Source organism: Janthinobacterium sp. GW821-FHT03C10 (assembly GCF_059420865.1).
Window position 1 is genome coordinate 35,292 of the sequence record NZ_JBWKUN010000013.1, and the last position, 26,153, is coordinate 61,444.

The 26,153-nt window shown below is 55.5% G+C and carries 23 protein-coding genes and 3 pseudogenes; 18 read left to right on the forward strand and 8 right to left on the reverse strand.

The features are described 5' to 3' along the window. Positions 1 to 2 precede the first annotated feature (2 nt). On the forward strand, positions 3 to 3,152 hold the full coding sequence (locus tag AC07VH_RS28875) for an error-prone DNA polymerase (protein ID WP_494789514.1): 3,150 nt from the start codon (positions 3 to 5) through the stop codon (positions 3,150 to 3,152). Positions 3,153 to 3,369: 217 nt separating this feature from the next. On the opposite strand, the gene AC07VH_RS28880 is transcribed toward AC07VH_RS28875, so the two are convergent. Continuing rightward, on the reverse strand, positions 3,370 to 4,545 hold the full coding sequence (locus AC07VH_RS28880; protein ID WP_141169613.1) for an ATP-binding protein: 1,176 nt from the start codon (positions 4,543 to 4,545) through the stop codon (positions 3,370 to 3,372). Between the two features lie 479 nt (positions 4,546 to 5,024). On the opposite strand from AC07VH_RS28880, the gene AC07VH_RS28885 reads away from it, so the two are divergent. Next, positions 5,025 to 6,683, forward strand: coding sequence for a glycoside hydrolase family 13 protein (locus tag AC07VH_RS28885; RefSeq protein ID WP_494789513.1), 1,659 nt, complete (start codon positions 5,025 to 5,027; stop codon positions 6,681 to 6,683). 19 nt (positions 6,684 to 6,702) lie between these two features. Beyond that, positions 6,703 to 6,879: pseudogene (locus AC07VH_RS28890) on the forward strand (transposase); the annotation flags it as partial. 82 nt (positions 6,880 to 6,961) lie between these two features. Here AC07VH_RS28890 and AC07VH_RS28895 read toward each other — a convergent pair. From AC07VH_RS28895 to AC07VH_RS28915, 5 genes are read right to left on the reverse strand one after another with little or no spacing between them, the layout of a single operon-like run. Then, positions 6,962 to 7,678 carry an immunity 52 family protein gene (locus AC07VH_RS28895; RefSeq protein ID WP_494789512.1) on the reverse strand — a complete coding sequence of 239 codons (717 nt, stop codon included), beginning with the start codon at positions 7,676 to 7,678 and terminating at the stop codon, positions 6,962 to 6,964. Positions 7,679 to 7,697: 19 nt separating this feature from the next. After that, complete coding sequence (locus AC07VH_RS28900) at positions 7,698 to 8,285, reverse strand: Tox-REase-5 domain-containing protein (protein ID WP_070259999.1); 588 nt, start codon at positions 8,283 to 8,285, stop codon at positions 7,698 to 7,700. Between the two features lie 2 nt (positions 8,286 to 8,287). Further along, on the reverse strand, positions 8,288 to 8,632 hold the full coding sequence (locus tag AC07VH_RS28905) for a hypothetical protein (protein WP_494789511.1): 345 nt from the start codon (positions 8,630 to 8,632) through the stop codon (positions 8,288 to 8,290). Then, the gene (locus tag AC07VH_RS28910; RefSeq protein ID WP_494789510.1) at positions 8,619 to 9,122 is read right to left on the reverse strand and encodes a DUF4123 domain-containing protein; all 504 of its coding nucleotides are present in this window, start codon (positions 9,120 to 9,122) and stop codon (positions 8,619 to 8,621) included. Before AC07VH_RS28910 ends, AC07VH_RS28905 begins: the two co-directional genes overlap by 14 nt. Before the next feature lie 2 nt (positions 9,123 to 9,124). Continuing rightward, complete coding sequence (locus AC07VH_RS28915) at positions 9,125 to 9,541, reverse strand: PAAR domain-containing protein (RefSeq protein ID WP_489627759.1); 417 nt, start codon at positions 9,539 to 9,541, stop codon at positions 9,125 to 9,127. Between the two features lie 629 nt (positions 9,542 to 10,170). Here AC07VH_RS28915 and AC07VH_RS28920 point away from each other — a divergent pair. The 5 genes from AC07VH_RS28920 (at position 10,171) to AC07VH_RS28940 (ending at position 12,633) form a co-directional block, all read left to right on the forward strand. Further along, positions 10,171 to 10,521, forward strand: coding sequence for a DUF2185 domain-containing protein (locus AC07VH_RS28920; RefSeq protein ID WP_489627760.1), 351 nt, complete (start codon positions 10,171 to 10,173; stop codon positions 10,519 to 10,521). 141 nt (positions 10,522 to 10,662) lie between these two features. After that, complete coding sequence (locus tag AC07VH_RS28925) at positions 10,663 to 11,085, forward strand: hypothetical protein (RefSeq protein ID WP_489627761.1); 423 nt, start codon at positions 10,663 to 10,665, stop codon at positions 11,083 to 11,085. A 99-nt stretch (positions 11,086 to 11,184) separates the two neighbouring features. Further along, positions 11,185 to 11,721: a hypothetical protein gene (locus AC07VH_RS28930; protein WP_489627762.1), complete on the forward strand. Its 537-nt coding sequence runs from the start codon at positions 11,185 to 11,187 to the stop codon at positions 11,719 to 11,721. 302 nt (positions 11,722 to 12,023) lie between these two features. Next, positions 12,024 to 12,329: a cyclic-phosphate processing receiver domain-containing protein gene (locus AC07VH_RS28935; protein WP_489627763.1), complete on the forward strand. Its 306-nt coding sequence runs from the start codon at positions 12,024 to 12,026 to the stop codon at positions 12,327 to 12,329. Between the two features lie 58 nt (positions 12,330 to 12,387). Continuing rightward, a complete protein-coding gene (locus tag AC07VH_RS28940; RefSeq protein WP_494789508.1) occupies positions 12,388 to 12,633 on the forward strand; it encodes a hypothetical protein in 246 nt (81 codons plus the stop codon). A gap of 104 nt (positions 12,634 to 12,737) precedes the next feature. Here AC07VH_RS28940 and AC07VH_RS28945 read toward each other — a convergent pair. Beyond that, positions 12,738 to 13,467: pseudogene (locus AC07VH_RS28945) on the reverse strand (IS5 family transposase); the annotation flags it as partial. Between the two features lie 238 nt (positions 13,468 to 13,705). On the opposite strand from AC07VH_RS28945, the gene AC07VH_RS28950 reads away from it, so the two are divergent. The 5 genes from AC07VH_RS28950 (at position 13,706) to AC07VH_RS28970 (ending at position 19,357) form a co-directional block, all read left to right on the forward strand. Next, positions 13,706 to 14,065, forward strand: a complete 360-nt coding sequence (locus AC07VH_RS28950; protein WP_489627765.1) for a helix-turn-helix domain-containing protein — start codon at positions 13,706 to 13,708, stop codon at positions 14,063 to 14,065. A 47-nt stretch (positions 14,066 to 14,112) separates the two neighbouring features. After that, complete coding sequence (locus AC07VH_RS28955; RefSeq protein ID WP_489627766.1) at positions 14,113 to 14,442, forward strand: hypothetical protein; 330 nt, start codon at positions 14,113 to 14,115, stop codon at positions 14,440 to 14,442. Positions 14,443 to 14,665: 223 nt separating this feature from the next. Then, positions 14,666 to 15,445, forward strand: coding sequence for a HamA C-terminal domain-containing protein (locus AC07VH_RS28960; RefSeq protein ID WP_489627767.1), 780 nt, complete (start codon positions 14,666 to 14,668; stop codon positions 15,443 to 15,445). Continuing rightward, the gene (locus tag AC07VH_RS28965) at positions 15,432 to 18,932 is read left to right on the forward strand and encodes a DEAD/DEAH box helicase (protein WP_489627768.1); all 3,501 of its coding nucleotides are present in this window, start codon (positions 15,432 to 15,434) and stop codon (positions 18,930 to 18,932) included. The genes AC07VH_RS28960 and AC07VH_RS28965 overlap by 14 nt, the downstream gene beginning before the upstream one ends. Before the next feature lie 191 nt (positions 18,933 to 19,123). Continuing rightward, positions 19,124 to 19,357 carry a competence protein CoiA family protein gene (locus tag AC07VH_RS28970; RefSeq protein WP_489627769.1) on the forward strand — a complete coding sequence of 78 codons (234 nt, stop codon included), beginning with the start codon at positions 19,124 to 19,126 and terminating at the stop codon, positions 19,355 to 19,357. A gap of 220 nt (positions 19,358 to 19,577) precedes the next feature. Here the strand turns inward: AC07VH_RS28970 and AC07VH_RS28975 are convergent. Further along, a pseudogene (locus tag AC07VH_RS28975) lies at positions 19,578 to 19,679 on the reverse strand (DUF2274 domain-containing protein); the annotation flags it as partial. A 416-nt stretch (positions 19,680 to 20,095) separates the two neighbouring features. Here AC07VH_RS28975 and AC07VH_RS28980 point away from each other — a divergent pair. The 5 genes from AC07VH_RS28980 to AC07VH_RS29000 all read left to right on the forward strand — a co-directional run bounded on the left by AC07VH_RS28980 (position 20,096) and on the right by AC07VH_RS29000 (position 25,731). Further along, the gene (locus AC07VH_RS28980) at positions 20,096 to 20,395 is read left to right on the forward strand and encodes a hypothetical protein (protein ID WP_494789507.1); all 300 of its coding nucleotides are present in this window, start codon (positions 20,096 to 20,098) and stop codon (positions 20,393 to 20,395) included. Between the two features lie 79 nt (positions 20,396 to 20,474). Continuing rightward, positions 20,475 to 21,092 (forward strand): hypothetical protein, encoded by a 618-nt coding sequence (locus tag AC07VH_RS28985; protein ID WP_494789506.1) that lies wholly within the window; start codon positions 20,475 to 20,477, stop codon positions 21,090 to 21,092. A 631-nt stretch (positions 21,093 to 21,723) separates the two neighbouring features. Beyond that, positions 21,724 to 23,145 carry a protein kinase domain-containing protein gene (locus tag AC07VH_RS28990; RefSeq protein WP_494789505.1) on the forward strand — a complete coding sequence of 474 codons (1,422 nt, stop codon included), beginning with the start codon at positions 21,724 to 21,726 and terminating at the stop codon, positions 23,143 to 23,145. Next, the gene (locus tag AC07VH_RS28995; protein ID WP_494789504.1) at positions 23,142 to 24,290 is read left to right on the forward strand and encodes a UvrD-helicase domain-containing protein; all 1,149 of its coding nucleotides are present in this window, start codon (positions 23,142 to 23,144) and stop codon (positions 24,288 to 24,290) included. Before AC07VH_RS28990 ends, AC07VH_RS28995 begins: the two co-directional genes overlap by 4 nt. A gap of 10 nt (positions 24,291 to 24,300) precedes the next feature. Then, positions 24,301 to 25,731 carry a hypothetical protein gene (locus AC07VH_RS29000; RefSeq protein ID WP_494789503.1) on the forward strand — a complete coding sequence of 477 codons (1,431 nt, stop codon included), beginning with the start codon at positions 24,301 to 24,303 and terminating at the stop codon, positions 25,729 to 25,731. Positions 25,732 to 26,153: the final 422 nt, after the last annotated feature.

A 26,153-nucleotide genomic window follows, 5' to 3' on the forward strand; every position in this document is an offset into this window, starting at 1 on the left:
TCATGGACAAACTGCCAATTTCCACGCTGCCCGACTATGCCGAGCTGCAGTGTATGAGCCATTACTCATTCCTGCACGGCGCCTCTCCGCCCGATCAATTGGTGGCGCGCGCGGCCCAGCTGGGCTACCAGGCCATCACCATGGCCGACGAGTGCTCCCTGGCCGGCGTGGTCAAGGCGCATGTGGCCGCGCGGGAGTGGAACATCCACCTGATCATTGGCAGCCAGATGAGAGTGACCCCGGAAGACGGCACGCCAGCTTTTATCGTACTGATCCTGGCCATGGACCGCGACGGCTACGGCAACCTGAGCGAACTCATTACCGCTGCGCGCACGCGCGCCGACAAGGGGAGTTACCTGGTGTGGCCGCGCGACATCGCCAACCCCACCGGGCCTCTCGCTCACTTAAAAGGGCTGCCTGGCTGCCAGCTTATTCTGTGCCCCAAATATAACACCTCCTATGAAGAGATCGAGCGGCAAGCCGAGTGGCTGGTGCGTAGTGCACCAGGCCGCGCGCGCGTCGCTTTGACGTTGCATCACCGCGCGCAGGATGACCGGCACCGCGCCATGGTCGAAGCCATCGGCGCCGAGTTCAGCCTTCCTGTGGTGGCCACGGGCGATGTGGTCATGCACCTGCGCTCGATGAAAATCATCCAGGACACCATGACCGCGATTCGTCTGAATACGCCAGTGGCGCAATGCGGCTATCAACTGGCCTCGAATGCCGAAGCGCATCTGCGTTCGCGTTTGCGGCTGGGTAACCTGTATCCGCGCAACGCCCTCGATGAAACCCTGCGCGTGGCCCAGCGCTGCACCTTCTCGCTTGATGAACTGCGCTATGAGTATCCGGGCGAGATCGTGCCGGAGGCACAGACCCCGGCCAGCTACCTGCGCGAGCAAGCCTATATTGGGGCGCACTGGCGCTACCCGCACGCCATTCCAGACAACGTGCAGGCGCAGCTCGAGTATGAGCTGGAACTGATCGGCGTCATGCAGTACGAACCGTATTTTTTGACGGTATTTGACATCGTGCGCTTCGCCCGCTCGCAAAAAATCCTCTGCCAGGGGCGCGGATCAGCGGCGAATTCGGCCGTGTGCTACTGCCTCGGCATCACCGAAGTCGATCCCTCGCGTGGCACCCTCCTCTTCGAGCGCTTTATCTCACGCGAACGCGATGAGCCGCCCGACATCGACGTGGATTTCGAACACCAGCGGCGCGAGGAGGTGATTCAATACATCTATCGCAAATATGGCCGCATGCGGGCCGCCCTGACCGCCGTCGTCATTTCCTACCGCCCGCGCAGTGTCCTGCGCGATGTAGGGCGCGCGCTGGGCGTGGATTTATCGGTGGTCGACAAGGTGGCCAAGGCCTCGCATAGCTGGGGTGGGCGGGCCGACCTGCAGCAGCGGCTTACCACCTGCGGACTCGATCCGCACTCCCCGATCGCCGAAAAATGGGCGGCAATTGCGGAGCGCCTGATGCGTTTTCCACGTCATCTTTCCCAGCATCCGGGCGGTTTCGTCATTTCGCGCGGCCCCCTCTCCCGCCTGGTGCCGATTGAAAACGCCGCCATGCCGGAGCGCACCGTGATTCAATGGGATAAAGATGACATCGATGAACTGGGCCTTTTAAAAATCGACGTTCTGGCGCTGGGCATGCTGTCGTGTATTGCCCGCGCCCTGGCCTTGATCTCGGAGCAGCGTGGCGAGCGCTTTGAACTGGCCGATATTCCCCACGAGGATGCCGCCACTTACCAGATGATTTCCAAAGCGGATACCGTCGGCGTGTTTCAGATCGAATCGCGGGCGCAGATGTCCATGCTACCGCGCATGCAGCCACGCGAATTCTATGATCTGGTCATTGAGGTGGCCATCATCCGGCCAGGGCCCATCCAGGGCGGCATGATCAATCCGTATTTGCGCAGGCGCCAGGGCCTGGAAGCAGTGACCTATCCCAGCCCTGAAATCGAGGCGGTACTGCGGCGCACGTTGGGCGTACCGATCTTCCAGGAACAAGTCATGTCGATCGCCATGACGGCCGCCGGTTTTACGGCCGGTGAAGCCGACCGCCTGCGCCGCGCCATGGCCGCTTGGAAAAGAAAAGGTGGCCTAGAACAGTTCGAAGATCAACTCATGAGCGGCATGGCCGAGCGAGGCTACAGCATCGAGTTTGCCTCGTCGATTGTTGGCCAGATACGCGGCTTTGCCGAATATGGTTTTCCGGAATCCCATGCGCACAGCTTTGCCCTGCTGGCCTATGCCAGCAGCTGGCTCAAGTGCCACCATCCCGCCGAGTTCCTGGCCGCCCTGCTCAACAGCCAGCCCATGGGTTTTTATAGCCGCTCCTCCCTGGTGCAGGACGCGCGCCGGCATGACGTCGAGGTAAGACCCGTCGATGTCTGTACGAGCGGATGGGAAGCATCCCTGGAGCCGATGGCGGACGGCAGACTGGCGGTACGCCTTGGTTTAAATAATATCAACGGGATGGTGAAAGAGGCGGCCTGGCGCATCGAAGAAGCCCGCGCTGCAGCACCATTCAAGAATACGCGCGATGTTGCCATGCGCGCGCAACTCGATGCGGGGGATATGAAGGCGCTGGCGTCGGCCAATGCCCTGGTAACGCTGACGGGCAACCGGCGCATGGCCATGTGGGATGCCGCGGCGAGCGTGCCGGAGCGGGATTTGATGCGTGCGACGACCATTGCCGAACCCGTGCTGGAGCTGGCGCCGCCCACGGAAGCCGATGACATCGTGGCGGACTACCGGCATGTCGGCCTGACACTGGGCCGTCATCCACTCGCTCTCCTGCGTGAACGGCTCAACAAGATGCGCTTTGTACCGTCGGATATCCTGAACACCTTCAGCGATGGCCAGCTGGCCAGGGGGTGTGGCATTGTTACCGTGCGGCAGCGGCCGGAGACGGCCAAGGGGGTGATCTTCCTCACCCTGGAAGATGAGTTTGGCACCATCAACATCATTGTCTGGCCCACGCTGGTGGAAAAGCAGCGCGCCGAACTGATGAATGCCTCACTCTTGGGGGTGTACGGTATCTGGCAATCGAAGAGTGGCGTGCGCAACTTGATCGCCAAGCGGCTGGTCGATTGCTCGCATTTGCTCGGCCAGCTTGACACGAAGAGCAGGAACTTTCACTAACGAGTGTCCTTGCGCAATTAATGATGGCAACAAAGTGCGTACAGCAATCGTAGCGATTCAATCCGCATCCTCTGCCTGGGACAGTGAACAGCCCATTCAAAGCATATTTCCCGGCCACGGACACGTGCAGTTTGCCAACCGTTATCCCTGGCGGTCACGTCTTATACTGTGAAGCATGCGTGCAGGGATCTGGGCAGGCATGAGGACAAGGCTCCGGTCAGCCAAGATTGGCCAAATTGCGAGTGAGATAGTCATTAAACATCGGAACAGTGAATGCGATGTCTCCGTGAGATGGGCTGTAGATCATTCCTTTGCTTATTATCTGGGCACGGCGCGGCCCTAGGCTTTGCGAGGATTCACCGAGCGCGTCGGCCACATCTGAAGAGCGGTATGGCCCGTTCCCTAACCTTGCCATAGCGATGACATACTCGCGCTCTTTCGGAGTTAATCGATCGAAACGCACCTTAAAAAAGCCTTCATCCAGACGCTTCAGGGTAGTTGCTTCTGCCTGTCTTGCGTCATGAAGGGTGATCGTATCCCCGACGGCAAGGTTCCAGGATTGGTGGCCCCATTCCTGTAAAAAGTAAGGGTAGCCTTTGGTTTTAAGGAATATTTCGGTTAGAGCCCCCTCATCAATCACTGCACCTTCTTCATTTACAGGTTGTCGGATGGCTGCCTTGGCATCGACTTCAGACAGGGCACCGACCTCTGGGAAGTGGAATAATCTCTCTGCATAGGATTTGGCTTCGCCAGATAATGCTGCTACTTGGGGTAATCCGGCACCGAAAAACAAGACGGGGAGCTCACTCTGATTGATCTTGTGGAGCGAAACGATGAGAGCTGCCAGATCCTTCTGGCTAAGGTACTGGAGCTCGTCAATGAGGAGCGTCCAAGCCTTTCCTGCGGCTTTTGCAGCTTCGCCAATACGTACGAACAACTCAGGAAGATCGTTCTCCAGGTCGCCACTGTCTGCTACTCCTACTTCGGGATCGACGGAGATTGACATGTCTCCGTATTCAAAATTGAACACAGCGGCAAAGGATCGTAGCGCACGCAGTGCCTCGTATGCTTTGCCTTTAGCATTGTCGATAAGAGAGAGCTTGCGTAGCACCTGATGTACGCGCGGCAAAAGCAATTCTCCTAGCGGCTTACTTTCCGGCGCTTCGATGCTGGAAGTTAGATGGCCGCGCTCGTTGGCCATGGTCTCAACAGCATTCAGAAGTACGGTTTTACCTACGCCACGAAGGCCCAGGAACACTTGAGATCGGCTAGGTCTTCCAAGCAGGGCTCGATCGATAGCCACGCGCGCATCATTGATAATCGCCTGTCGCCCTGCGAGTTCCGGTGGGCGGCTACCTGCGCCGGGTGCGAAAGGGTTTTTTACGGGGTCCATGCAAACCTCCATTGATAGGAAATTCTAGTAAAGTATAAGGTCTTCACGTTATACATGCTTATACTTTAGTAGATTTTGTTAGACTTCTATCCTTGTAGAAAGTTCCAGCGGGCTTCTTTTTTTCATCGGTACGGATTAGCCTTTTCGGCCATAAGCGATGGCGAAGATGTTATATCCGACTGATGCAGCCGCAGCCGCAGCGAGCTTGTGTTGCAGGTTCACGTTTTGGAGGTTGATAGCGATGACGTCGTCAACGTCTACATGGTGAATCGCCACCGCTAGTTTAGCCAGTCCTGATCCATAGTTCTTGAAAGATGAAAAGCCGATGGGTCGTGTTGGGCCTGGGTGTCCTGCCAGGGTCGTGGTGTGCGATCTCGTCGCTGCCTAATCCAACGACGAGATCGGGTCTGCCCTCCCCCTGGCGATCCCTTGGCACGTTGCAAGACAGTGCCGCCAATCCATAAGCGAGAAAGATAATCATGTTGGATAAGCAATGGTGGCATAACGCCGTCGTGTATCAGATCTACCCACGTAGTTTTCAAGACAGCAATCACGATGGGGTCGGTGATCTGGCCGGCATCATCGGCAGACTGGACTACCTGCAACATCTGGGAATCAACCTGATCTGGCTGTCGCCGGTGTACCGGTCGCCGATGGACGATAACGGCTATGACATCTCCGACTATCAGGATATCGCCGCTGAATTCGGCACATTGGCCGAGATGGAGCAGCTGATCGCAGAGGCGGCCAAGCGCGACATCCGTATCCTGATGGATCTTGTGGTCAACCACACCTCTGACGAGCATGCTTGGTTCGTCGAGGCGAAGAAATCCAAGGATAGCCCCTACCGTGACTACTACATCTGGCGCAATGCAGGCGCCGATGGCTCCCCGCCCGACCAGCAATGTTCGTATTTTGGCGGGAGTGCATGGGAATACGATGCCGCCAGCGGTGAATATTACTTCCATCTGTTCTCGAAACGACAACCGGACCTGAACTGGGAAAATCCCCGAGTACAGGAAGAGGTGCATCGCATGATGAACTGGTGGCTGGACAAGGGCATCGGCGGCTTCCGCATGGATGTGATCGATCTCATCGGCAAACAGGTCGACCAGCAGATTATCGCCAACGGCACACAACTGCACCCGCTGCTGCAGCAAATGCACCAAGCGACCCTGGCCGCACGCGATGTAGTCACGGTGGGCGAGACGTGGAGCGCCACCCCGGAGACCGCCAAGCTGTATTCCGACCCGGCGCGTCAGGAGCTGTCGATGGTCTTCCAGTTTGAGCACATCACCATGACCCACGATGCCAAGGAGGGAAAATGGAAGCCGCGGCCATTCGATCTGTTTGAATTCAAGCAGATCATCAGTAAGTGGCAGACCGAGCTGGCCGATGCCGGCTGGAATTCACTGTTCTGGAATAACCACGACCTGCCGCGCGCCGTATCCAAATACGGCGATCCCGGCCGCTATCGGGTCGAGTCGGCCAAGATGCTGGCCACCGCGCTACATTTTCTCAAGGGCACTCCCTACGTCTATCAAGGCGAGGAAATAGGCATGACCAATGTCCATTTTGATTCCATCGACGACTATCGCGACATCGAATCGCTCAACCTCTACCACGAACGCACGGCCGCCGGCGTGTCACCGGAGACGATGATGGCCGGCATCCACGCCAACGGACGGGACAATGCACGCACCCCAATGCAGTGGAACAGCACACACAACGCCGGTTTCAGTAGCGGCACGCCATGGCTAAGACTGAATCCAAATTACCCCGAAATCAACGTCGCGGCCGCGCTGGATCAACCCGATTCGATCTTCTTCCACTACCAGAAGCTGATCGAACTGCGTAAGCACTGGGACGTCATGGTTTACGGACAATACCTGCCGTTGCTGGAGCAGCACCCGCAGGTGTTCGCCTATCGGCGCAGCTTGGGAAGCCAACAGCTGGTTGTCGTCAACAACTTCTCCGGCGAACACCTCGAACTGGATCTGCCGGCGATGCTGCACGGCATTGCCGGGCAAGGCTTGATCAGCAACTATGCCCAGCGTGACAGCTTGACCGACCACCTCAGCCTGCAGCCATACGAATCGTTTGTGATCGCGTATGAGTGTGAGGCGGGGCGCGGGTAAAACGATGCTGTGCAATCACATCGAGTCGCGCGATCGTCTGGGTAAATGGCGCTGGGTGGTCGAACGCACACTGGGTTGGCTGCACCGCTTCCGCCGATTACGCATCCGCTACGAGCGCCGTGCCGATATCCACCAGGCATTCCTCTCGCTTGCCTGCATACTTATCTGCTGGAGATACATTCAGCGGTTTTGTTAGGCGTTCTTAACCTTGTTGTCGAACAGTGATTATCCCCTGCATGGCAGGATATTTTCGTACCATCGAAGTGAGTTATCCTTCGTCAAATATCGACATAACGAGGCAGCAAGTCCTGATCGACGAGACGAATTTCAATGGCATTAGCGATCTTGACGTGCTCAGGATTCTCATCATTGAAAGGCTCGTCGGTGACACTCACGATGATGGTGCCGATCTGTTTGTCTTTACCTTGCTCATCCATCGCCATCACGGGCACTAAAGCGCGTGCCTCTGGCACCTGTTGGACCGTGAGTATGCGCGGCAGGTACAACATCCAGCCAACACCGGGACGATCCTTGAAGACCTGTTTTTTAAAATACTGATTACGTGCAACCGTAATCAATACCGGCCGCAGGGACCTCGCGATAATGGACAGCATCTCTTTCACGCCATCAATACCAAGCCGTTTTGCGCCGACGCCTTGATCGCTGATTTCCAGACTCCTAGAGGGCCACTCACTGTCGCTGAACCCAAGCGCAATACTCGCGCCCTCGCCGTCTCCGAGTTCGCCATTCCAAGCACTGAGATATCGAAATTTCTCATCCTTAAACTCGGCCTCGAGTACGGCTTCGGCCGCAGTAGTAAGCTCTCCCGAGGCATCGAAAACAGGATACAGAAACGACTCTGCTTCTGTCTCTTTCGACAGAAACCAGTTCTTTCCAAACGCCTCAGTTTCTTGCAAGAAGCGGACAATCGTCGCGATTTTTTGGACGGAAGGTCGGAACGCAATGGATGTGTTCGCTGCATCGCGTTTGAACAAGGATTTTATTATCATAATATTATGGAGTGTAATAAGTGGTAATACCCAATGCACTTAGACTGGGCAGCATGTGTTCATACGCGAGTGGCGTTTGAAAGTACCAGCTAAGCGAGGCTGGAGGGTTATTTTTGACAATATTGGACTGAGCGGTGGCCTGTTTCAATACCATGTTCTGGAAGATACTTTTTTGAAAATCGTATCTAAGTTCACCGTTTTCCTTAAAAAACTGGTCATAATCCGCTTTTGCTTCCTGCAACAAGCACAGGCGGGATTGGAAGCCGTCAAAGTCCTTTCCTTCAAACACCCATTCCATGCCAATCAGGAAGCCAGTAATCCGGGCTTGGTAATCGCGTGCGGCTGGCGACATGCTGTGTGGAACAGCCATAAGCGTACCCTTGTCTGGCGGGCACCGACATCTTTCTTTGGTATCGCTTCGCGTCTCGGCACGCGCGAGGGGGGTGACGCGGGCGTCTTTTGCCTCTTCTGCCTCTTTTTTGCGTTTGCGCAATGCCTCGTCCGTGATCACGGCACCTGCGGCGGCGACACCCAAGGCTAACAAAATTTTCTCCACGACTGCTGGTATCACCAATATCGGTAGCGCACCCATTATTACTCACCTTCCAGTTTTTTATCCATTACAGCGATCAGTTCGTCGAACCGCTGCTCCGGCGTGGCGCCGGGCTTGCGCAGGTAGGCATCGACCAGCGGGTCGTCATGGATCCCGGGCGCGTCGGCTGACAGGTACATCAGATGTACGATATGCGGCGTGGACCTGAAACCGATTCGAATGGCGTAGGTGTACGCCGCCAGCATGCGCTCGATCACGGTCGCCCGGCCTGGCTGGCTTGCCATGTCGGCACGCTTGGCCAAAAATTGGTCCGCCACTGCGATGACGAAATCGCTCATGTCGCCCGTCTGAACGGCACGCCATTGCTCCTCGCTAAACGTCAGCATCGCGCCTCCCTATGATTGCCCGCTTGCCGTCGAGCAGCAAGTGCCATTCGTGAATATGACCAAACATCGCCTCCCGCTGTGCCGGCTCAAGTATTTGTGCCAGCTTCACCAACACGCGCGGATCCCAAAAGCGAAGCAGCGCTGCGCGGCCGTCCGGTAGCCGTGTTTCCAAGTGTAATTGCAGCAGTTGCGCCAGGCCACCGAGGTCCTGTACGGCGAACAGCCAGGTAACAGAAGACGCCTCGTGCTCAAGTACGGCCAGATCCTCAACAAAGGAAGGCGTCGATCTCGCCACGTCGACCAACCACGGGCCAGCATGCGCAAGCGCCGCATCGGGTGTGCCGGTGAACAGCGAATGGCGCGTCGCATCCTGCATCAGGCGTGCTTGGCGGCGTGTCTCATATTGAACACCGTCGACCAGTGCGTACAGGCACAACGCCGATTGATATTGTTGAAGTTGATTCAGGCGTTCTGTGACGTCGAGCAACATTGTTACTCCCGGATAACGGTGGTCGCGCCGGCGGCCGCCGCAGACATCAAGCATTCGAGGCAAATGCCGGAGTCGGTATTTGCGGCGATGTTGCCGGCGGTTTCCATCACGTCATTGTCGTCGACATCAGCCGGGTTGCCCACGCTGGACTGGTCCAACCAGATCGTCGTGATTTGGCCGGAAATCAGTTTTGCACCGCAAGCGGTCGAATCCATGTGACGCGCAAAACCGTTGCCACTGCCGTCTACCAGGTCGCTCGGCCCGGACGTGATGGGGAACGTGCCCTTGCATTTGGGGCATACCGTCATGTCGCCGACGCGCGCTATATTCTTGCCATTGATGTCACAGGTGAAATCGGCGCTGATAACCGTGCCGCCATGACTGGTCTTGTCGCCCATGACAATGAGAGGTCTGCTCAAATGATGCTCCTGAATAGGTGCTGCAACGCAATAAGTTGCATTTATAGCATATTTTCCAGATACGTCAGGTATGCACGATTCAAAATGAATAATAATTCGGTTGGATCGGAGCGCAATGAGCTTTTCTTTGTTCTAAATGCGAATTGGGACATTGATTCCGATGTAAAAGGTAGACTGAATCGCCACCAGTACCTTAGACTCACCTGATCCATAGTTCTTTAAAAATGAAAAAGCGATAGATCATGTAAGTGACCTGGGAATCCTGCCAAGCACCTGGTGCGCGATCTCGTAGCTGCCTGATCCAACGACGAGATCGGGTCTGGGTCTATCTCCCCTGCCCTGCAGAGACTCATGCCGCGCTCTAGCACAAGCTGCTTGAGCTTCGGTGAATTCCACCATGAACTCTTCCGGGGCTCCCCCCCCCCTGCAACATTAATCCCGGGGTTCGCGGGGCGCGGCGCAATCGATTCGGGTTCTCTTTCGCATCATTTCCACTCTGCAACGATGCATTTAAGTTAAAGTGTTGCGTTGAACGATTGAGTCCGCAGCCACTAGCGGTCATTGCGAATCAGAATGTTACCGCCAACGGCCGTTTGGCCGCAGTTGAACTTGGATGTTAGACGTTAGGTATGACGAAAATTTACTTCTTGCCGAAAGATCAGATTCAACCGCTAGTCTCTGGCTATGGTGCAGGCCTAGCAAGCGACATGGTCACTGTCGATGGTCTTCCGGTATGTTTCATGTATCGAGAAAGTCCTAGACACGACCACGATAGTGGATGGTGCTTCATGTCAGGGCAAGAAACTGATGAGTACGCAAACGACGTCGAAAATCTCGCGTATTACAATATGAATACGATCGTCAATTATGATCGTTCCATTATTCCTTTGCTAGACGCTCCGATCGGCTCGGCATTCGAACGAAAGTCCGGTGATGAGGATTTCGTGGAAATCTTAGACTGGAATTCTACCGAAGACTGAGCGAATTCGGCGCAGAATGCCTTGCTGCGTAAAGCAATGTCGGATTTCCATCCTCTGGACTTCAGCTAGCGGCCAGGAGCGGACCTTCGCCGACTGGCAGCTTCGGGCTGACGGCAAATTCATAATTATCGGGAGTTCTATATGGATGGCGAGCAGCTCGTAGAAAAGATTTTGCAGTCTCTCGTAGAGCTGGAGCAAGAGGGGGAACTCGTTCTCACAACCAACTCTGGTTCTAGCGTAGCGAGATACATTCTGGACTCGGCATTAAAACAACTAGTCACCAATTTTCGTGACTCGGACGCACCGATAGAATGCACGATGCCGCATCTGCTAGAGCAAACTATCGATGAGATAAAGAAACGGTTTGGGGTGCCGAGTCAGCGCGCTCGAGAGATTACAGGCTCCTATTACAACCGGTTACTTGCACGTCTAACAGTTGAGAAGATTGCTGAACTTTACTGGCACGATACCCCTAGCGAGATGGCGAAGCGTTCCTACTACCGCGTTGAATTGGACAGGGACGACAGCGAGTTTGAATACCTTGACTGGCGTCGTAAGCACTGAGCTTTGCCTGCTATCATTTCATTTGTACGGCGGCTTTGGGGCGCAACCGGCCAACGACGGCAACCAGAAGCGGTCACTCGACGTATCCCTTGGAAACAAATGCAGATGGAAGTTAAATTTCTTAGTCTTGGCGAGCACAGTGAACATGGTCGCGTCCTTGTTGCTCGCGGCCCAACCTCAGAATCCAACATCGTTGCCAGTGTCTTGATCGCTCACCATAGTGCGCCGGTGACTCGCGTAAACATTCTTGCCAGCGCAGGGTACTCGTGCTTTCAGAGCACACGTTTCGCTGAGGGCATCGTTTACATCGGCTTTGGGCAATTCGTGTTCGTCGTTGATCTTTACCTTGGCGAAGTTCGTCGCCATCAGCTGGACGGTTACTTTGGCCATCTGTACGATTCGCGCGACCTTGAGAACCTAAATAGCCGCATCGCAGTGCTTGTAACTTCGGCATCTGAAGTTCTTGCTTTTGACCATACAGGAGGTCTGATCTGGGAGCAGTCGCCGCTTGGGATCGACGGTGTAGTCCTTCACGATGCGAGCGCGGGTCGGATTCGTGGTGATGGTGAATGGGACCCACCAGGCGGCTGGCGCCCATTTAGCCTAGCTCCAGAGTCAGGAGCAATACTTCAATGACCGGTATGGGGCGGTAGCGGACGGTGCCGTTGAACCGCTGCCAGTAGCTCAGCCTCTCCTGATCCTTGGTTCTTGAAAGATGAAAAAACGGTGGATCCGGTTAGGAGCCTGGATGTCCTGCTAGGCACCTGGTGTGCGATCTCGTAGCAGCCTAATCCAACGACGAGATCGGGTCTATGTCCCCTGCCCTGCAGAGACTCCTACCGCGCTCAATCCAAAGGTTGTCCGAGCTTCGGAGCATTCGCACAGGGTATTATTGGAAGGGAAGAAATATTCATCAAATTATCCAAGGGAACGAAGGAATGAAGGTTTATCTCGATGATGAGCGAAGTACGCCGGAGGGTTGGACCCGAGTATATTGGCCTGACGAGGCAGTAGCACTACTTGCCGCCGGCGAGGTTGCCGAGATTAGTCTTGACCATGATCTTGGAGATGACGAGCGCGGCACCGGCTATGACGTCATTCTGTGGATTGAGGAAGCGGTCGCGTTGCGCGGTTTTAGTCCTCCAATTATCTTCGTTCATTCGGCCAACAGCTCCGCACGTGAGAAGATGGAGGCAGGAATCGCTGCGATCCGCCGGTTGGTTATCGAGCGTCAAGTCAGTTGACGCCCAAGAGCAGACACTTGGTTTGCGTATGTGAAGCGCATTCTATAGGGGATATTTCATGACGGAAGTGCACATTATCCTGACTAGAAAAGAAGTACTGATTTCTAGGAAACTATATGCGTCTTGGCGCGAGATTCAAGATGAATATGATGACTACATGGCTTCACTTGGCCCTTGGGATACCGCTACTGCCAAATCGTGGCTGGAAGAAGAATACAGCGGTCTTTCACCTTCGGCACAGGACCAAATAGGAGCATTCCTGTGCAGCGAACAGGCAGTTCGCGCCTTGTCTTTCGTTGAATAACTAAACGATGATTTAACATCCGCGTAGGGGGCTGCCAACAGCGTCAAGCGGCCAGATGCAGACCGACGTACTACCCGGAATTTAGTGAGAAAGACTTAGAACGCCTAACAAAACCGCTGAATGCATCTCCAGCAGATGAGTATGCAGGCAAGCGAGAGGAATGCCTGATGGATATCGGCACGGCGCTCGTAGCGGATGCGTAATCGGCGGAAGCGGTGCAGCCAACCCAGTGTGCGTTCGACCACCCAGCGCCATTTACCCAGGCGTTCGCGCGACTCGATGCCATAGCGGGCAATGCGTGGTGCAATGCCTTTGCTACGTAGCCCGGCGCGATGGGCACGCGACGCATAGGCCTTGTCGGCGTGCAGTTTTGCCGGGCGTTTGCGCGGCCGTCCAGCCAGTCCTGATACGGATGGGACAGCTTCAAGCAATGGAATCAGCATGCGGGAATCATGTACCTGAGCCCCTGATATGCTCGCCACCAGAGGCAGACCGCGTTGATCGACGAGCAGATGGTGCTTGCAACCGAGCTTGCCGCGGTCGGTGGGATTGGGGCCGGTATGCTGTCCGCCGAGGGGGGGATGGCACGCTGGCCGAGTCGACACTGGCGCGTTCCCATTGAATCTGGTCGTATTCCCGCAAGTGCTGCAGCATGGCGTCATGGATGCGTTGCCAGCTACCTGCCTGTTGCCATGCATGCAGGCGCCGCCAGCAACTCATGCCGCTGCCGCAGCCCAGTTCACGGGGAAGATATTCCCAAGGCAAGCCTGTCTTGAGGACGAACAGGATGCCGGTCAAAGCGGCGCGATCGTCAATGCGAGGACGTCCGCTCTCGATAACTGCTGCGCACCTGCTTCCCCTCTCCGCAGGAACTTAGCCCCCACTAGGGCCATGACGTCGAACAAGGCCGACAGCAGCGTTTCGCCAACTGCGCGAGGTTCTGTGAGGTCTTCCAACAATCCCGACACCATGCCGCACAACAGTCTGCGAGCGATGTTGACATGCCACAGGAATTTCTAATATAGTTAATATTAGAAATAACATCTCGGAGCAAATCAAGATGCCAAGGCCTATGGCGCCCGTACCACTTCCGGTTTTACAGGCCAATGAGGTTCATCAGCAGTTCGGCGAGCTGGCGCAGCACCTGACTAACAACCCGGATGTCGTGCGTTTTTCTCTTCAGGTCGATAACCGAACCGGGATGGTGTCAACGAACGTGCAGCATCGGGATGGACGTGTCCAGCATAACGAATGGTTAGCAAGTGATGTAAGTCAGGCGACTCAACTTGCGCCTCACTTACTAACTATTGAAGATCGAAATAGCGCTGTGTTGTCGTTGCTCAACCAAGGGCTAACACAGACGGACGTAGCAAAGCGCATTGGTATTTCTCAGTCACGCGTGGCACAGATTAAGAAATTGTCTTCTGCCTAAATTCACCAAGCAAGGCCCCTTAGTGGGAGTTCAGAAGGAGTCCAAGCATGTCGAAATCTACTAACGTCGTGGGGAACGTCGCTGACGGTGCCGCCGATCTAATCGAAAAAGTCTCAAGCCCGGCATCGCGGGCAGGCTCTGCTGTTGAGCGCGCCGGTCGCATGCTCGAAGAGAACGTTGACCCCGAAGTCATCGCACTGCAAATGACAAAAAACAGCCCGAATGGGAAGCGATACACCGTTGCCAAAGTCTTGGCTTATGGCGATCTCTATGAGGACTCGAAGACCAAAGCCCCGCTTACTGCCAAGCAAACCCGCGCGATCATCAAAGATCAGCGCGCACAGCAGGAAGCTGACAGCGCCACCATGCTGGCCTAATCTCGCCCTTGTCCGTCACCTCCATCATCTGTGAGGTCGCCATCGTTACATCCTACGTCGGTTACAGTGAATAGTGATCGGATGCATACGGCGCGCCAACTCACGATGCTTTTTTGGAAGTGCTCGTGGAGTGGATATTAGGTAATAGCAGTCGTCACGGTGTGCTCGCCGGTGCCCCATGACCGCTATCAGAACTGGAACTGATTGATCGGGGGGAAGTGCCGTGGGGCTATATGAGAAGTGGTGTGAGTCCACTAAAGAAAATGACAAGCGCAGGTATTATTGGACTTATGTCGAGAAGGTCGGCGGCCGTGACGATATCCGGGAGGATCTTGTTGAGACTATTCGCTCGCATTATGACCGGCTCGAACGCATCGCCGATGATGTAGGGCGGCTCGGATACAAGGTTGCTGCCAAGATCCTCAGCGAGGCAATGCCTCAGACAGCCACGGGGCGCTCTGGCGATCTTGGCGAAATCCTCGCGACTGAACTGGTGGAGGAAGAGATCGGTCTGCGGGTGCCGGTGCGCCGGCTCCGTTACAAGGACGGCCGTAACATGGCCATGCGCGGCGATGACTTCATCGGCGCGGGCTACGGCCAAGACAATAAGCTCTGGCTACTAAAGGGTGAGGCTAAAAGTAACCAAAAGCTTGGCAAAACCACAGTCACCGCCGCCCGCAAGGTCCTCGACCGCGACAATGGCCGCTGCACGCCGGACTCGCTGCTGTTTGTCGCCAATCGCCTGCTGGACAGCAACGACGCTGGCGATAACGCGCTGGGGCGCGATCTTCGCGACGAAGTGGGTCTTAAGTCCATGCGCGCCGGTCGCATCGACCACATGCTCTTCACCGTGTCGGGTAACGGCCCTCACGCTTCCCTGAAAGAGAACCTTGAAGCCACTGGAACCAACAGGGACCACTACGTCGTGAACATTCACGTCGAAGACCATCAGGATTTCATTGCGGCAATGTACCTGGAGGCGGAAGATCTTGGAGACAACTGAAGAATTAAGCGCCTTTCTTAAGGCCGCTACTGTTGACGGTATCCTCGGGCGCCTCCTCTATCGCGGTGCAGCTTGGTCGTTGATGCGCGAGGATGGCGTATTGCCGCAAAACGCTCCGCCACTTGGCGCAACCATCGAAACAGATCTTGCCGAGCACGGTTTTGCCCTGCTTCGAGGCGCAATGGCCCTGCGTGCTCGGGCTGGTGCTTCGGAACTCACTGGCAAGGCCTTTGAGCGCGCAGCCAACGCCTTCGAAGCCCTCGTGCGCAATGGCGACCCAGAGTCGCCTGATCGCGGATTCCGCCGCACCATTGCTGCTGCAGCCTACCATCTAGCAGGCTTCTCGGCCGTCGCCTATTCGATATTCAACGAGACCGAGGAAGACCTTAACGTCTCGCCAGGCGAAATAGCGATCCGACACCTGATACTGCGCGATCTCGACCAACTTCGCGGCTTCGTTCGCGACTGGTTGGATGACGGGGCTCACGGCGATGAGCAGATCGCGGCGGCGCTGCAGAGCGAAGACGCTGACGTCGACGAAGTACTGTCGACAATTCTCAATACGACGATCTGCCGTGCCTTGGCATTTTTCGACTTCGGGCTTGAGACGGGCGAGGTCGAGCCGATCGAAGCCGCACGAGTGCTGCTTACCACCGCTGTCGGGCTTGCCAACAACGCTGAGAACGTCCCGCTGTGGTGGATCTCGAACCTATGCCGTCATCTGATCGACGACCTGTGGCAACACTCGCTACACCAGAATTTACCGACTGAGCCGCCCGAGGGTGCAGAGGAAAAATATCCCGACCTGCGGCGGTTATTCATTTCCTCGCTTTACGTCCGCAAGACCTCGGAGGTGGAGCTATGGCCCTCGCAACGCGAAGCCGCCCAGCGCTCCACAGACGTCACGGACGATCTGGTCGTCGCCCTGCCGACCAGCGCGGGCAAAACACGGGTGGCAGAGATTGCCGCGTTAATGACCCTATCCTCCGCACGCCGGGTGCTGATCGTCACACCGCTGCGCGCTCTTTCGGCCCAGACCGAACGCTCTTTCAGGAAGACCTTCGCGCCACTAGGGTTCGGCGTCTCTTCTCTCTACGGCGCTAGCGGTCTTTCGGCCGGTGATGAAGACGCCCTCCGCACACGCGAGATCATCATTGCGACACCCGAAAAACTCGACTTCGCGCTGAGAAGCGACCAGTCGCTGATTGACGATGTCGGCCTGATCGTACTCGACGAAGGCCACATGATCGGTCCTAGTGAGCGCGAAATCCGCTATGAGACTCTCGTGCAGCGCCTGCTCCGGCGCGCGGATGCGGCAGAACGCCGAATAGTTTGCCTTTCCGCGATCCTGCCGAGCGGCGACGAACTCGACGACCTTACCGCCTGGATTCGCTCCGACGAACCCGGGGAGCCGGTGCGTTCCGACTGGCGCCCCACGCGCCAGAGATTCGGCGCGCTTACCTGGAGAGGCAAGGACGCGCTACTACGGCTCGATTTAGACGACGATGGCCCCTTCCTTGACAAATTCGTCGCGGAAAAAACAGCGCTCGGAAAGGAGAAGAAGCCCTATCCACGCAAGAACTCGCACCTCGCTCTGTTCGCGGCATGGGAGTTCGCGAGCCAGGGCAAGCGCACCTTGATCTTCTCTACCCAAGCAAACTGGGTAGAGAGCTACGGCAAACAAGTCGTGGACCTCTGCAAGCGCGGCTATCTGGACTCGTTGCTGGAAGACGAGGCTTCGATCGCCCGCGCCCTGGAAGTCGGCAAGGAATGGCTGGGCGAGGATCACCCAGCCGTGGCCAGCCTGAAGGTGGGCGTTGCCATTCATCACGGCCGACTGCCGAGCCCGTTCCTTCGGGAACTGGAACTGCTCCTATCCGAAGGAGCGCTAAAGGTCATTGTCGCTTCGCCGACGCTCTCGCAGGGCCTCAATCTCAACGCTGCCGTGCTGCTTGTGCCCGCGCTATATCGCGCCTCAGAAAAGATCAAAGGCGAGGAGTTCGCGAACGTGGCCGGCCGCGCCGGACGTGCATTCGTCGATGTCGAGGGGCTGATCGTCCATGTCATGTTCGACAAAATCAATTGGCGAAAGAAAGAATGGAGGGAACTGGTCGTCTCTGCCAAGGCCAGGACGCTTAAAAGCGGCCTTATCCAAATCGTTGCCGAAATCCTTGAGCGGCTATCGCGCGAGGGCGTCCTGGATCGAGATGACGCTTGGGAATATCTCGCCAACGCCCGCAAGGCTTGGAGGTCACCTGACGAAGAAGCAGAGGTGGCAGAACGACTGGCCGCCGCAGTGGAATACGACGCTATCTCCGACGATGAAGACGAGACGGACGACGAGGAGGAAACCATCGACGAGGAGCCACTGTCGCAGCTCGTCGAACGCCTCGACGCCACCGTATTCGGTCTGATCGAAGCCCTAGACGCTGATCGCGCCGATCTACCTAAGCTTCTGGACGAGGCGCTCAGGGGGTCGCTCTGGGCTCGCCAAATTGCTCGGGAGGACGAGGATGTCGCTCCACTGCACCGGAAGGTATTCGAAGCACGCGCTGGTCTCATCTGGAAAGCCACCACGGCCCCGACGCGACGCGGGCATTTCGCTATGGGAGTCGGACTCGAAGCTGGCCTCCTCATCGATGCTATGGCGGACGAGCTGGCCGAACTCATCGACCAGGCAGATAGTGCAGCGTTAAACGGCGACATCAACGAACTCGCCGATGCTCTCTGCGGACTCGGCGAGCGCTTGCTGTTCATGCGGCCCTTCATCCCCGACCAGGCGAACGCGCTGCCGCCGAACTGGAAAGCTATCCTACGTAGTTGGGTGTCCGGGGAAGAAGTCTCCAAGATTGGACCGCAGAACATGCGGGCGGTCGAAGATGCCTTCACCTATCGGCTAGTCTGGGCGCTAGAAGCCGTCCGCACCCGGCGCATGTCCTTCGGCTGGTCGCCGGATACGGTGGCGGGCGGTGCTGCGGCTACGGTCGAAACCGGTGTCCCGCAGTTCATGATGGCGATGCTGATCCGCGCAGGCCTACCGTCACGGCGCGCGGCAATGGCAGCCATCGAAGATGCTGAGCCAGTCTTCGTCACGCCCGCAGAAATGCGGGCCTGGCTTGAATCCGACGAGATTACTGCCAAAACCGACGCAGGCGACTGGCCAACACCCGAGACCTCCGCGTTATGGGCCCGCTTCCGAACCGAAGCTCTCAGCGGAAGCATCCAGAAATGGTCCGTCGAACGCTACAAGCGCCTGCTCGATACCGAGTCCTCCCCGCCCGCTGGCCTCTATCGAATCGTCACTGACGAAGGGGATGGCCGGACTTGGCTGGCAACCCCCGACTACCAGCGGATCGCCGTCTTCAAGAAGCCAGCGGTTGATCCCAAGCCCAGCCTATTCTCGGGACGCTTGCCGGGCAAAACCCGGCTCGTGGATGCCCTACGCGTCGGCCGCGGAAAGTTGCGCTGGCCGGCTGTCGATGCCTAAACGGGAACGGCCAAGATGCTCTATGCCTGGATCGATGACCAGAAGCGCGCACCTGCCGCGACTGTGGCGACGTGCTAACCGCCGTTATGCCTATCGAGAATGCGCCCAACTGGCGGCACAAGCCGGGCGACTGTGATCCCTAGACTGAGCCGGAAGGACCTTAGCACCTCGGTTGGAAAGAACACTTCGATATGTCCTTCCGCGAAGTCGCATTGCGCGACTCAGCGACCGGAGAACTGCACCGAGCTGACATCCTGGTCGGAAGCGGCACCCCGCGCACAACTGTGCTTGAGCTGCAGCATTCTTCGATCAGCGAGGATGAGCGAATCGCACGAGAAGCCTTTTATCGACGCGAGCATCGAATGTTTTGGTTGGTACACATACACAGCGAAAGCTCCTTTTTGCGAACTCATTTCAGCATGTAGCTCGACCTCAGCTCGCGCGTCATCAATCTCGACGGCAAGGAATTCGCCGTCATGCACTGGATGGGACCGAACAAGCAATTTATCGAGAAGTGGAAGCGTGCTGCAGCCCACGTCTTCTTCAATGCTGGCCCTTATATCTTCTACCTCGCTGGCCTTGCTGTGACCGCTCGCTTGGGAGGTCCATTCCGGTTTGAACATGCAGGCGTGGGCTTTGGCCTCGTCAAGAAGACTTCAACGGCACAGCTTTGGTCGCTCTCCCTTTTCCGAATCCCCGGTCCCCTGCCATGAACGCTTCCAGCATGTGCTGGATCAGCATCATCGCATTGAATCGCCACTCGTAGCTTAGACTCTCCTGATCCATAGTTTTGAAAAATGGAGAACCTATGGATCCGTTAGGGCGCTGGGTGTCCACCCCGGCACCTGGTGTGCGATCTCGTAGCAGCCTGATCCAACGACGAGATCGGGTCTGGGTCTATCTCCCCCTGCCCTGCAGAGACTCATGCCGCGCTCTAGCACAAGCTGCTTGAGCTTCGGTGGATTCCGCCATGAACTCTTCCGTGGCTAAACCTCGTGCAACGTTAATCCCTGCATTAGCGGGGGCGCGGCGCGATCGATTCGAGTTCTGTTTCGCATCATTTCCGCTCTGCAACGATGCATTTAAGTTAAAGTGTTGCGTTGATCGATTGAGTCCGCAGCCAAGAGCGGACCTTCAGTTATGGATGTGAAAGGGAAAGATAGATGGCAGTGCAACCGAAAACTCCTCAAGAGAAAAAGTGCCTCAGCTACGAGAAAGACCGCCGCAACACGTATGGTGAAAACAGCAAGGCCTCACGCAAAGGCATCCCGCTAGCTAAAGCACGAGCGAACCGTTCAGAGCGGCATGCGCAGAATCACGTTCTCGCGACAGTAGTTGGTGTTGAGAACAGCGACGCCATGGCTGCTGTTGAAAATCTTGTCCGGAGTACGGAACCTCGAGACTGGCGTAAGTTCCCGGACACTTCCCTGGGTGAAGTCTTGGACCGGAAAGCTAACAAGTAACAGTCGTCCGCTTCGGGGCGGGACCTGGCAACGACGGCAACCGGCCAATTTCAGACGTTCAGTATCGCCAAGGGATTCTATGCTGCAAAAGTATTTCGATGAGCTAAAGCGCGCCGACTGGACATCCAGTTCGCTCTTTGACGCGGAGACGGTGGTAGAGCAGAGCAAACTCTTTGCGTTTCACCCGACAGTACGAGAACTCCACGGCTACGTATTGGATGACGAAAACACAAGCAACCATCATTTTTTAATTACGGTCGAGCCATTGGCTGGAAGTGTTTTTTTTCTTTCGCACGACGGCGATTCGCGAATGGTGTTTGAAAGCGTGACTGATTTCTTAGACTCCGTGCGTAAGGCTCAAGCCGAAGGGCTGTCTGTATCTGAGCTACATCCGCGTTTGAGCCCTGTCGCTAGGGACCAGGCGGCACTAGCGAATTTCATTCTCACGCTCCACCGTCAGGAATGCAATGACCTAATCGTCAGCCTTCTGCCTTCGCTGGACCTTAAAGATCTGCCGTTGCTTCAATTACTCGCCAATGACGCCGACTTCTTTCTGGGTGAGGCAGTTGCCATGGAAATCGAGAAGCGACCGTCAAGGGCGCTTCTGCCGATCGCCATCACATGTGCTGACCATGTTCATCCTCAAGTTTCAGTTGCTGGATCGCGCGCTTTGCGACGAATTAAGCAGCTTCTTTGAACGTCCGTAAAGGGGCGGAAGCGGACGGTACCGTTGAATCGCCGCCAGTAGCTTAGACTTTCCTGATCCATGGTTCTTGAAGGATGAAAAACCGATGAATCGTGTTGAGGCTTAGGTGTCCTGCGAAGCACCGGGTGCGCGACCTCGTAGCTGCCTGATCCAACGGCGAGATCGGGGCTGAGTCTATCTCCCCTGCCCTGCACAGGCTCCTACCGCGCGCTAGCAAAAGCAGGCCTTCCCTAGCCATAACTGCCGGCGAAGGATTGCATAGCTGGCAGAGGCAACAGCAGAGAGCCTGCTTTTGCGCGCGATAGCGGCACAGTTGGCTACGATAAACTAGCCCGTCATCTGCTTCGTGCGCCCGGCCAGATCGGTGGCTTGGCACGCTGGCGGTGGAGTTGCGCTCACGGCCGGCGCGACATGACACCTGCCGGTATCTCGCCAAAACAGAAGCTTGCCATGGCCGCTTATCGTTCGCGCTGGTCAGGTCTTCTCGGGGCGATGGTGCCATGAATGCGGCCATGCGAAGCATGGAGACGATACCCTAAGACGTCAGTCCGTGGCAATAAATCGTATTGACTAAGTTGGCATTTTTGCAAAGCACTGATATGCTGGTTGCAAGGAGGAATCTATGCCAGCGCTCAGTCAAGAAGTAATTGATGTCCTAACCGCAAAATTATTAAATTTCCTGGAGCATCTAGGCAATTCCAACCCGCCCGTGTACGTGGCGTCCGGTGGCTCGGCTGCTGTTTTCAAGGTGCTAACAGCGGACGGACTACGGGCATTTAAGGTTTTCGACCCCAAGTTCTTTGAAGGCGCTAGTGGTGATGTTGAACGACGGCGGCTAGAAGTGCAGCGCCGCCTGATCGGTCACGATTGCCCTTATCTGATTCAAACTTTTCGCGTTGAAGAATTTGCGGAAACTGCATTCATGGAGATGGAATATCTAGACTGGCCAGGGCTGAAAAACGTTCTTGCCGAAGTGCCGGACTCGACCGTCTCTACTTTGCTATTGCAACTAGTGGGTGCAGCTCAGTATCTGGAGAAGCTGGGGATCGTCCATCGTGACGTGAAGCCCGAGAACATTCATGTGTCACCGGACTTTTCGTCCCTGAAACTGCTCGACCTTGGGGTGGCACGCGACATTGAGGCCGCTGATGGCGTGGACGCGGCAATTACTGACCACGGCAACAAGCGCCCGTTCTTAGCGACTGCTCAATACAGTTCACCAGAGTACCTCTTCAGGCTTGACGAACCAAATGCGAAGCTCTGGAAGGGGCTGACGTTTTACCAGCTCGGGGCGGTTCTGCACGACCTGATTATGAAGGTGCAGATGTTCCACCAAGAGGTGTCCCTAGACAATAAGTGGTTGGTGGCGAAGGCAGTGCTGGTCAAACGCCCATCCTTTGTCGATGGAAATCCGACGCGACTTGCGTCACTAAAGGCGCTCGCGTCCCGTTGCCTCGAAAAGGACCTGGACACGCGACTTCGACTCGTGAATTGGCAGGATTTTACCTCCGCCGATCAGAGCCCTCTTGCGCGTCTGAAGAATCGATTGAGTCATCAGGCAGCCGGGACGGGAGCAGAAGTCGAACTTGTGGAGCAGCAACGCCTAGCGCTGGACAGAAATCTGCATTGGGATCAACTCGTGGAGAACGTTCGGAACACGCTGATTGCTACTGTCACCAATCAGCTGCCCTTCAACGCCGTACAGGTGGTCAATGCAGAACATTGCCGCAAGTTGCAATTCACCATCGCGCCGACCCTTCATTTGACTGCGGTTGTTCAGGCACAATGGGGAGATGGCTACCACAACAGGAAGGCCAATATTCTGCTGAAGGCTTCCTTGCATGCGGACAGCGCGGTGGATGGTTTGGATGAGATCGCGGCCGGCATCGTATGTGCTAGCGATATAGACGCTGGTGTTGATGACTCATCCGTAAGCCTTGCAAACAAGGTAGCTTTGCTTATCGAGGCCGGGCTAGACAATAAGGATGTGGGTGAAGCCATAGAGCAGAAGGTGTTGTTTCCTGAAATTGAGGCCAAAACATGAACAATAATTGGTGGAGAAGTCACGATCAGTTGGATCCAGCGCAGAAGGCGTTTATTGCTCTGCCCAAGGAGGGCAAGTATGCATTAGATGGCCCGCCTGGGTCTGGCAAGACAAACCTCTTGCTTCTCCGTGCCCAATACATCGCTGGTGGGGGGGATAAGAACGTCCTTGTAATCACTTTTACCAAGACGTTGAGAAATTTTATTAGGAGCGGCATCGGCGGAAAGGGTTTAATTTCGGTCGATCAAATTCAAACCTACCATTCGTGGGCCGCCAAGCACGTAATGGAATATTTAGACTTGAAGAAAGAAACTAAAGGCATTGCTTTTAACGATGCGGCACGAGAAGAGCTTCTTCAGAAAATACAGGAGGCGAATGGGAAAATCCCGTCAAGCAAACTGTATGACGCTATTTTTGTAGACGAAATTCAGGATTTGACAGTGGCCGAACTTGATTCGCTTTTGTGCCTAAGCGACAAGATTTGCATTTGCGGAGACACAAAACAAGGCATCTACAAGAAAGATGGTTTCGATATATCCGCGAAGCTCGGTCTGGCAATTCACAGCTTGGCAAATCACTTTAGAATTGGCCCGCGAATTGCCAAGGTGGCCGATAAGCTCATTCCTCCAGATGCGGGTGCCGTTTCGCTTGAAGGGTCATCTGGCTACAACGTCAAAGAAATGGGGGAGTCCACTGCTAAATTGCATCCTTGTGGTAGCCGGGAGGAACAGTTCAACACGATGATGGACTTGATTCGCGTTCAGCTCGACGCGTTCAATGAGGATACCATTGGTATTCTTTGTGGGAAACGCGAATCGGTCGCTGAGCTGAAGGAGCGGTTTGAGAAGACGGACTTATCTGGTCAGGTTGTTTTTCATGGAGTTGATCCTGCGGCAAGTTTCATCGGGCCTAAACGCATTCACGTTTTGACGATGCACGGCTCTAAGGGAACTGAATTTCGCTCTGTTCATCTATATGGTGTGGAGGAGTTGGCTAACTATCCGCTGAATCAAACCAAGTTGGCATACACGGCTGTTACCCGCGCGAAAACGTCGCTGAACGCGTATCGCACTGGTGCAACCAGTCCAAAACTTGAGAGCGCTTTCGCTGTGCCCGCCGTTGTCAACGTCGAGGATTTGTATTAAGGATTTACTAATGAAAAACTCATTTCGATGGTACTCCGCTAGTCGGGAGCGCCTTGCTGATTTCACTGTAGGGCGTGATGACCTGCAAAGCTACTTGCGCAAAGCAGATGCTGGCTTTGTGGGAGTCCCCGCATCGGGCATAACGGTTGGGCTTACTAAGGAAGGCCCGAATGATGCGTCGGCAGCATTATTTGTTGTCCCGGACGAAGGGTACTATGACCTTTTTTCCTGGGTGAATACATTCTTGGCAGATGCTTTTCCGCTTAGTCAATTCGGTCGGGTGATCCTCGAAACTGATGCACGAAACTTGCGCGAGCTATTATCTTCAGAACGGCGAGGGCGAAATAGGAGTGAACAATGGTCTTCAATTGTTCTCGGTGAACTATTAGGCCAAGGTGGTGCAGAGAACGAGGTGGCCTCGGTCCCTTATTCTCGTGCCGCTGCGTGCTTCTCAACCGCCGTTGCTCGTACTTGGACATTGTATGACTCCGAAGCTGCGACGGCGATTGCGATAAAACGGCTGCGAAGAATTGAAAGCGATAGTCGATTCGTGCGTCGAAGTGTAACACTTCGCGACTTAGACGCTATATGGGAGGCACTGCATCACCTTGGTGACTCTCTCTTCAGCGAAAACCCTGAAGAGGTCGTGAACTTGGTTTGTCGCGCTGCGGCTGAAGTCCATGGCGCTGCGCCTAGTTCAGTGCTGCGTCTTTTATCACTTGAAAACTATCCAGGATTAAGAAGCGATTCTGTCGAGAAGCGAGTTGTGGCTTTCCAACGCCTAGTGGCAGACGTTAATATGATCGATACTGCCGGGGAGTACCCAGCCCTCGCTGCAATTGTTGCCGGGGCGGTTTTCTTGGTTGGCAAAGGTACTTCACACGCCTTTCTTCTGAAGCGTGTACCAGCTATTGCTCCGGCCGCGAGTGCTTGGTTTGGACTCATGGCTGCGCTCGCAGGGCCTGGCGTATGGGACGGTCATTGGCATCGGGCCTGCCGAGGCATCGAGAAAGTAATTCGACAGCATTTCGAATGGGAAGAGCCTGCACTGGCGGACTTGGCTTGGGCCGAGTATGACTGGATGGCAACCGTGTTCGATGGACATAAGATGTTTGAGGCCGTTTCGAAAACTGTTGCTAAAGTCTTGAGCATCGAAGTCATGCCTGGCGCAATTTGCCAGCTGAGGCTTGCCGGTAGTTCCGAGGATGCAGGGGAGGTGCAGCGAAATTTTGTTGAGCCGCCCCGCTCTTCGAAGAAGGAAATGGAGCTGGAATCATCACTTGTTCAATTCCTAGAGTTGGCCGCAAAAATTGAAGGTAGGCTCAAATTAAATCACGGATCGCCTGCAGATGGCAATCAAGTTGGCCAAACGTCGCTGTTTGAAGGTGACAAATATCTTTCATCGAAACCACCGAGGAAGCGAAAAGGCCAAATTTACTGAATATGATATTTTTCATGGCATCGCTTCATGGGGTATTCGTAAGCAAATGATTTAATTGTGCTTATATCGAAAAAAATACAATAGTGAGGAAATGATCTGCTGACCGGCAGCCACTGGGATCGTCGGTGAAATTGATGAGACCAAGCCCCTGATTTTTTCAGGGGCTTTTTTGTGGTGCGCTCATTAGGGCGTACTTACCTGGTAAGCGTCTTCTCTGAGCGGTCTTGAACTGGGCATAAAATGCTCGATGATGGCATCATACCGCTGGGGAGCGGCGTGGTTTTTTAAGCCGAGGCGAACTGGGGTGGGTCAAAGGTAATTTTTATGAGTTAGCGCGAGAGGCTTAGAACGCCTAACAAAACCGCTGAATGTATCTCCAGCAGATAAGTATGCAGGCAAGCGAGAGGAATGCCTGGTGGATA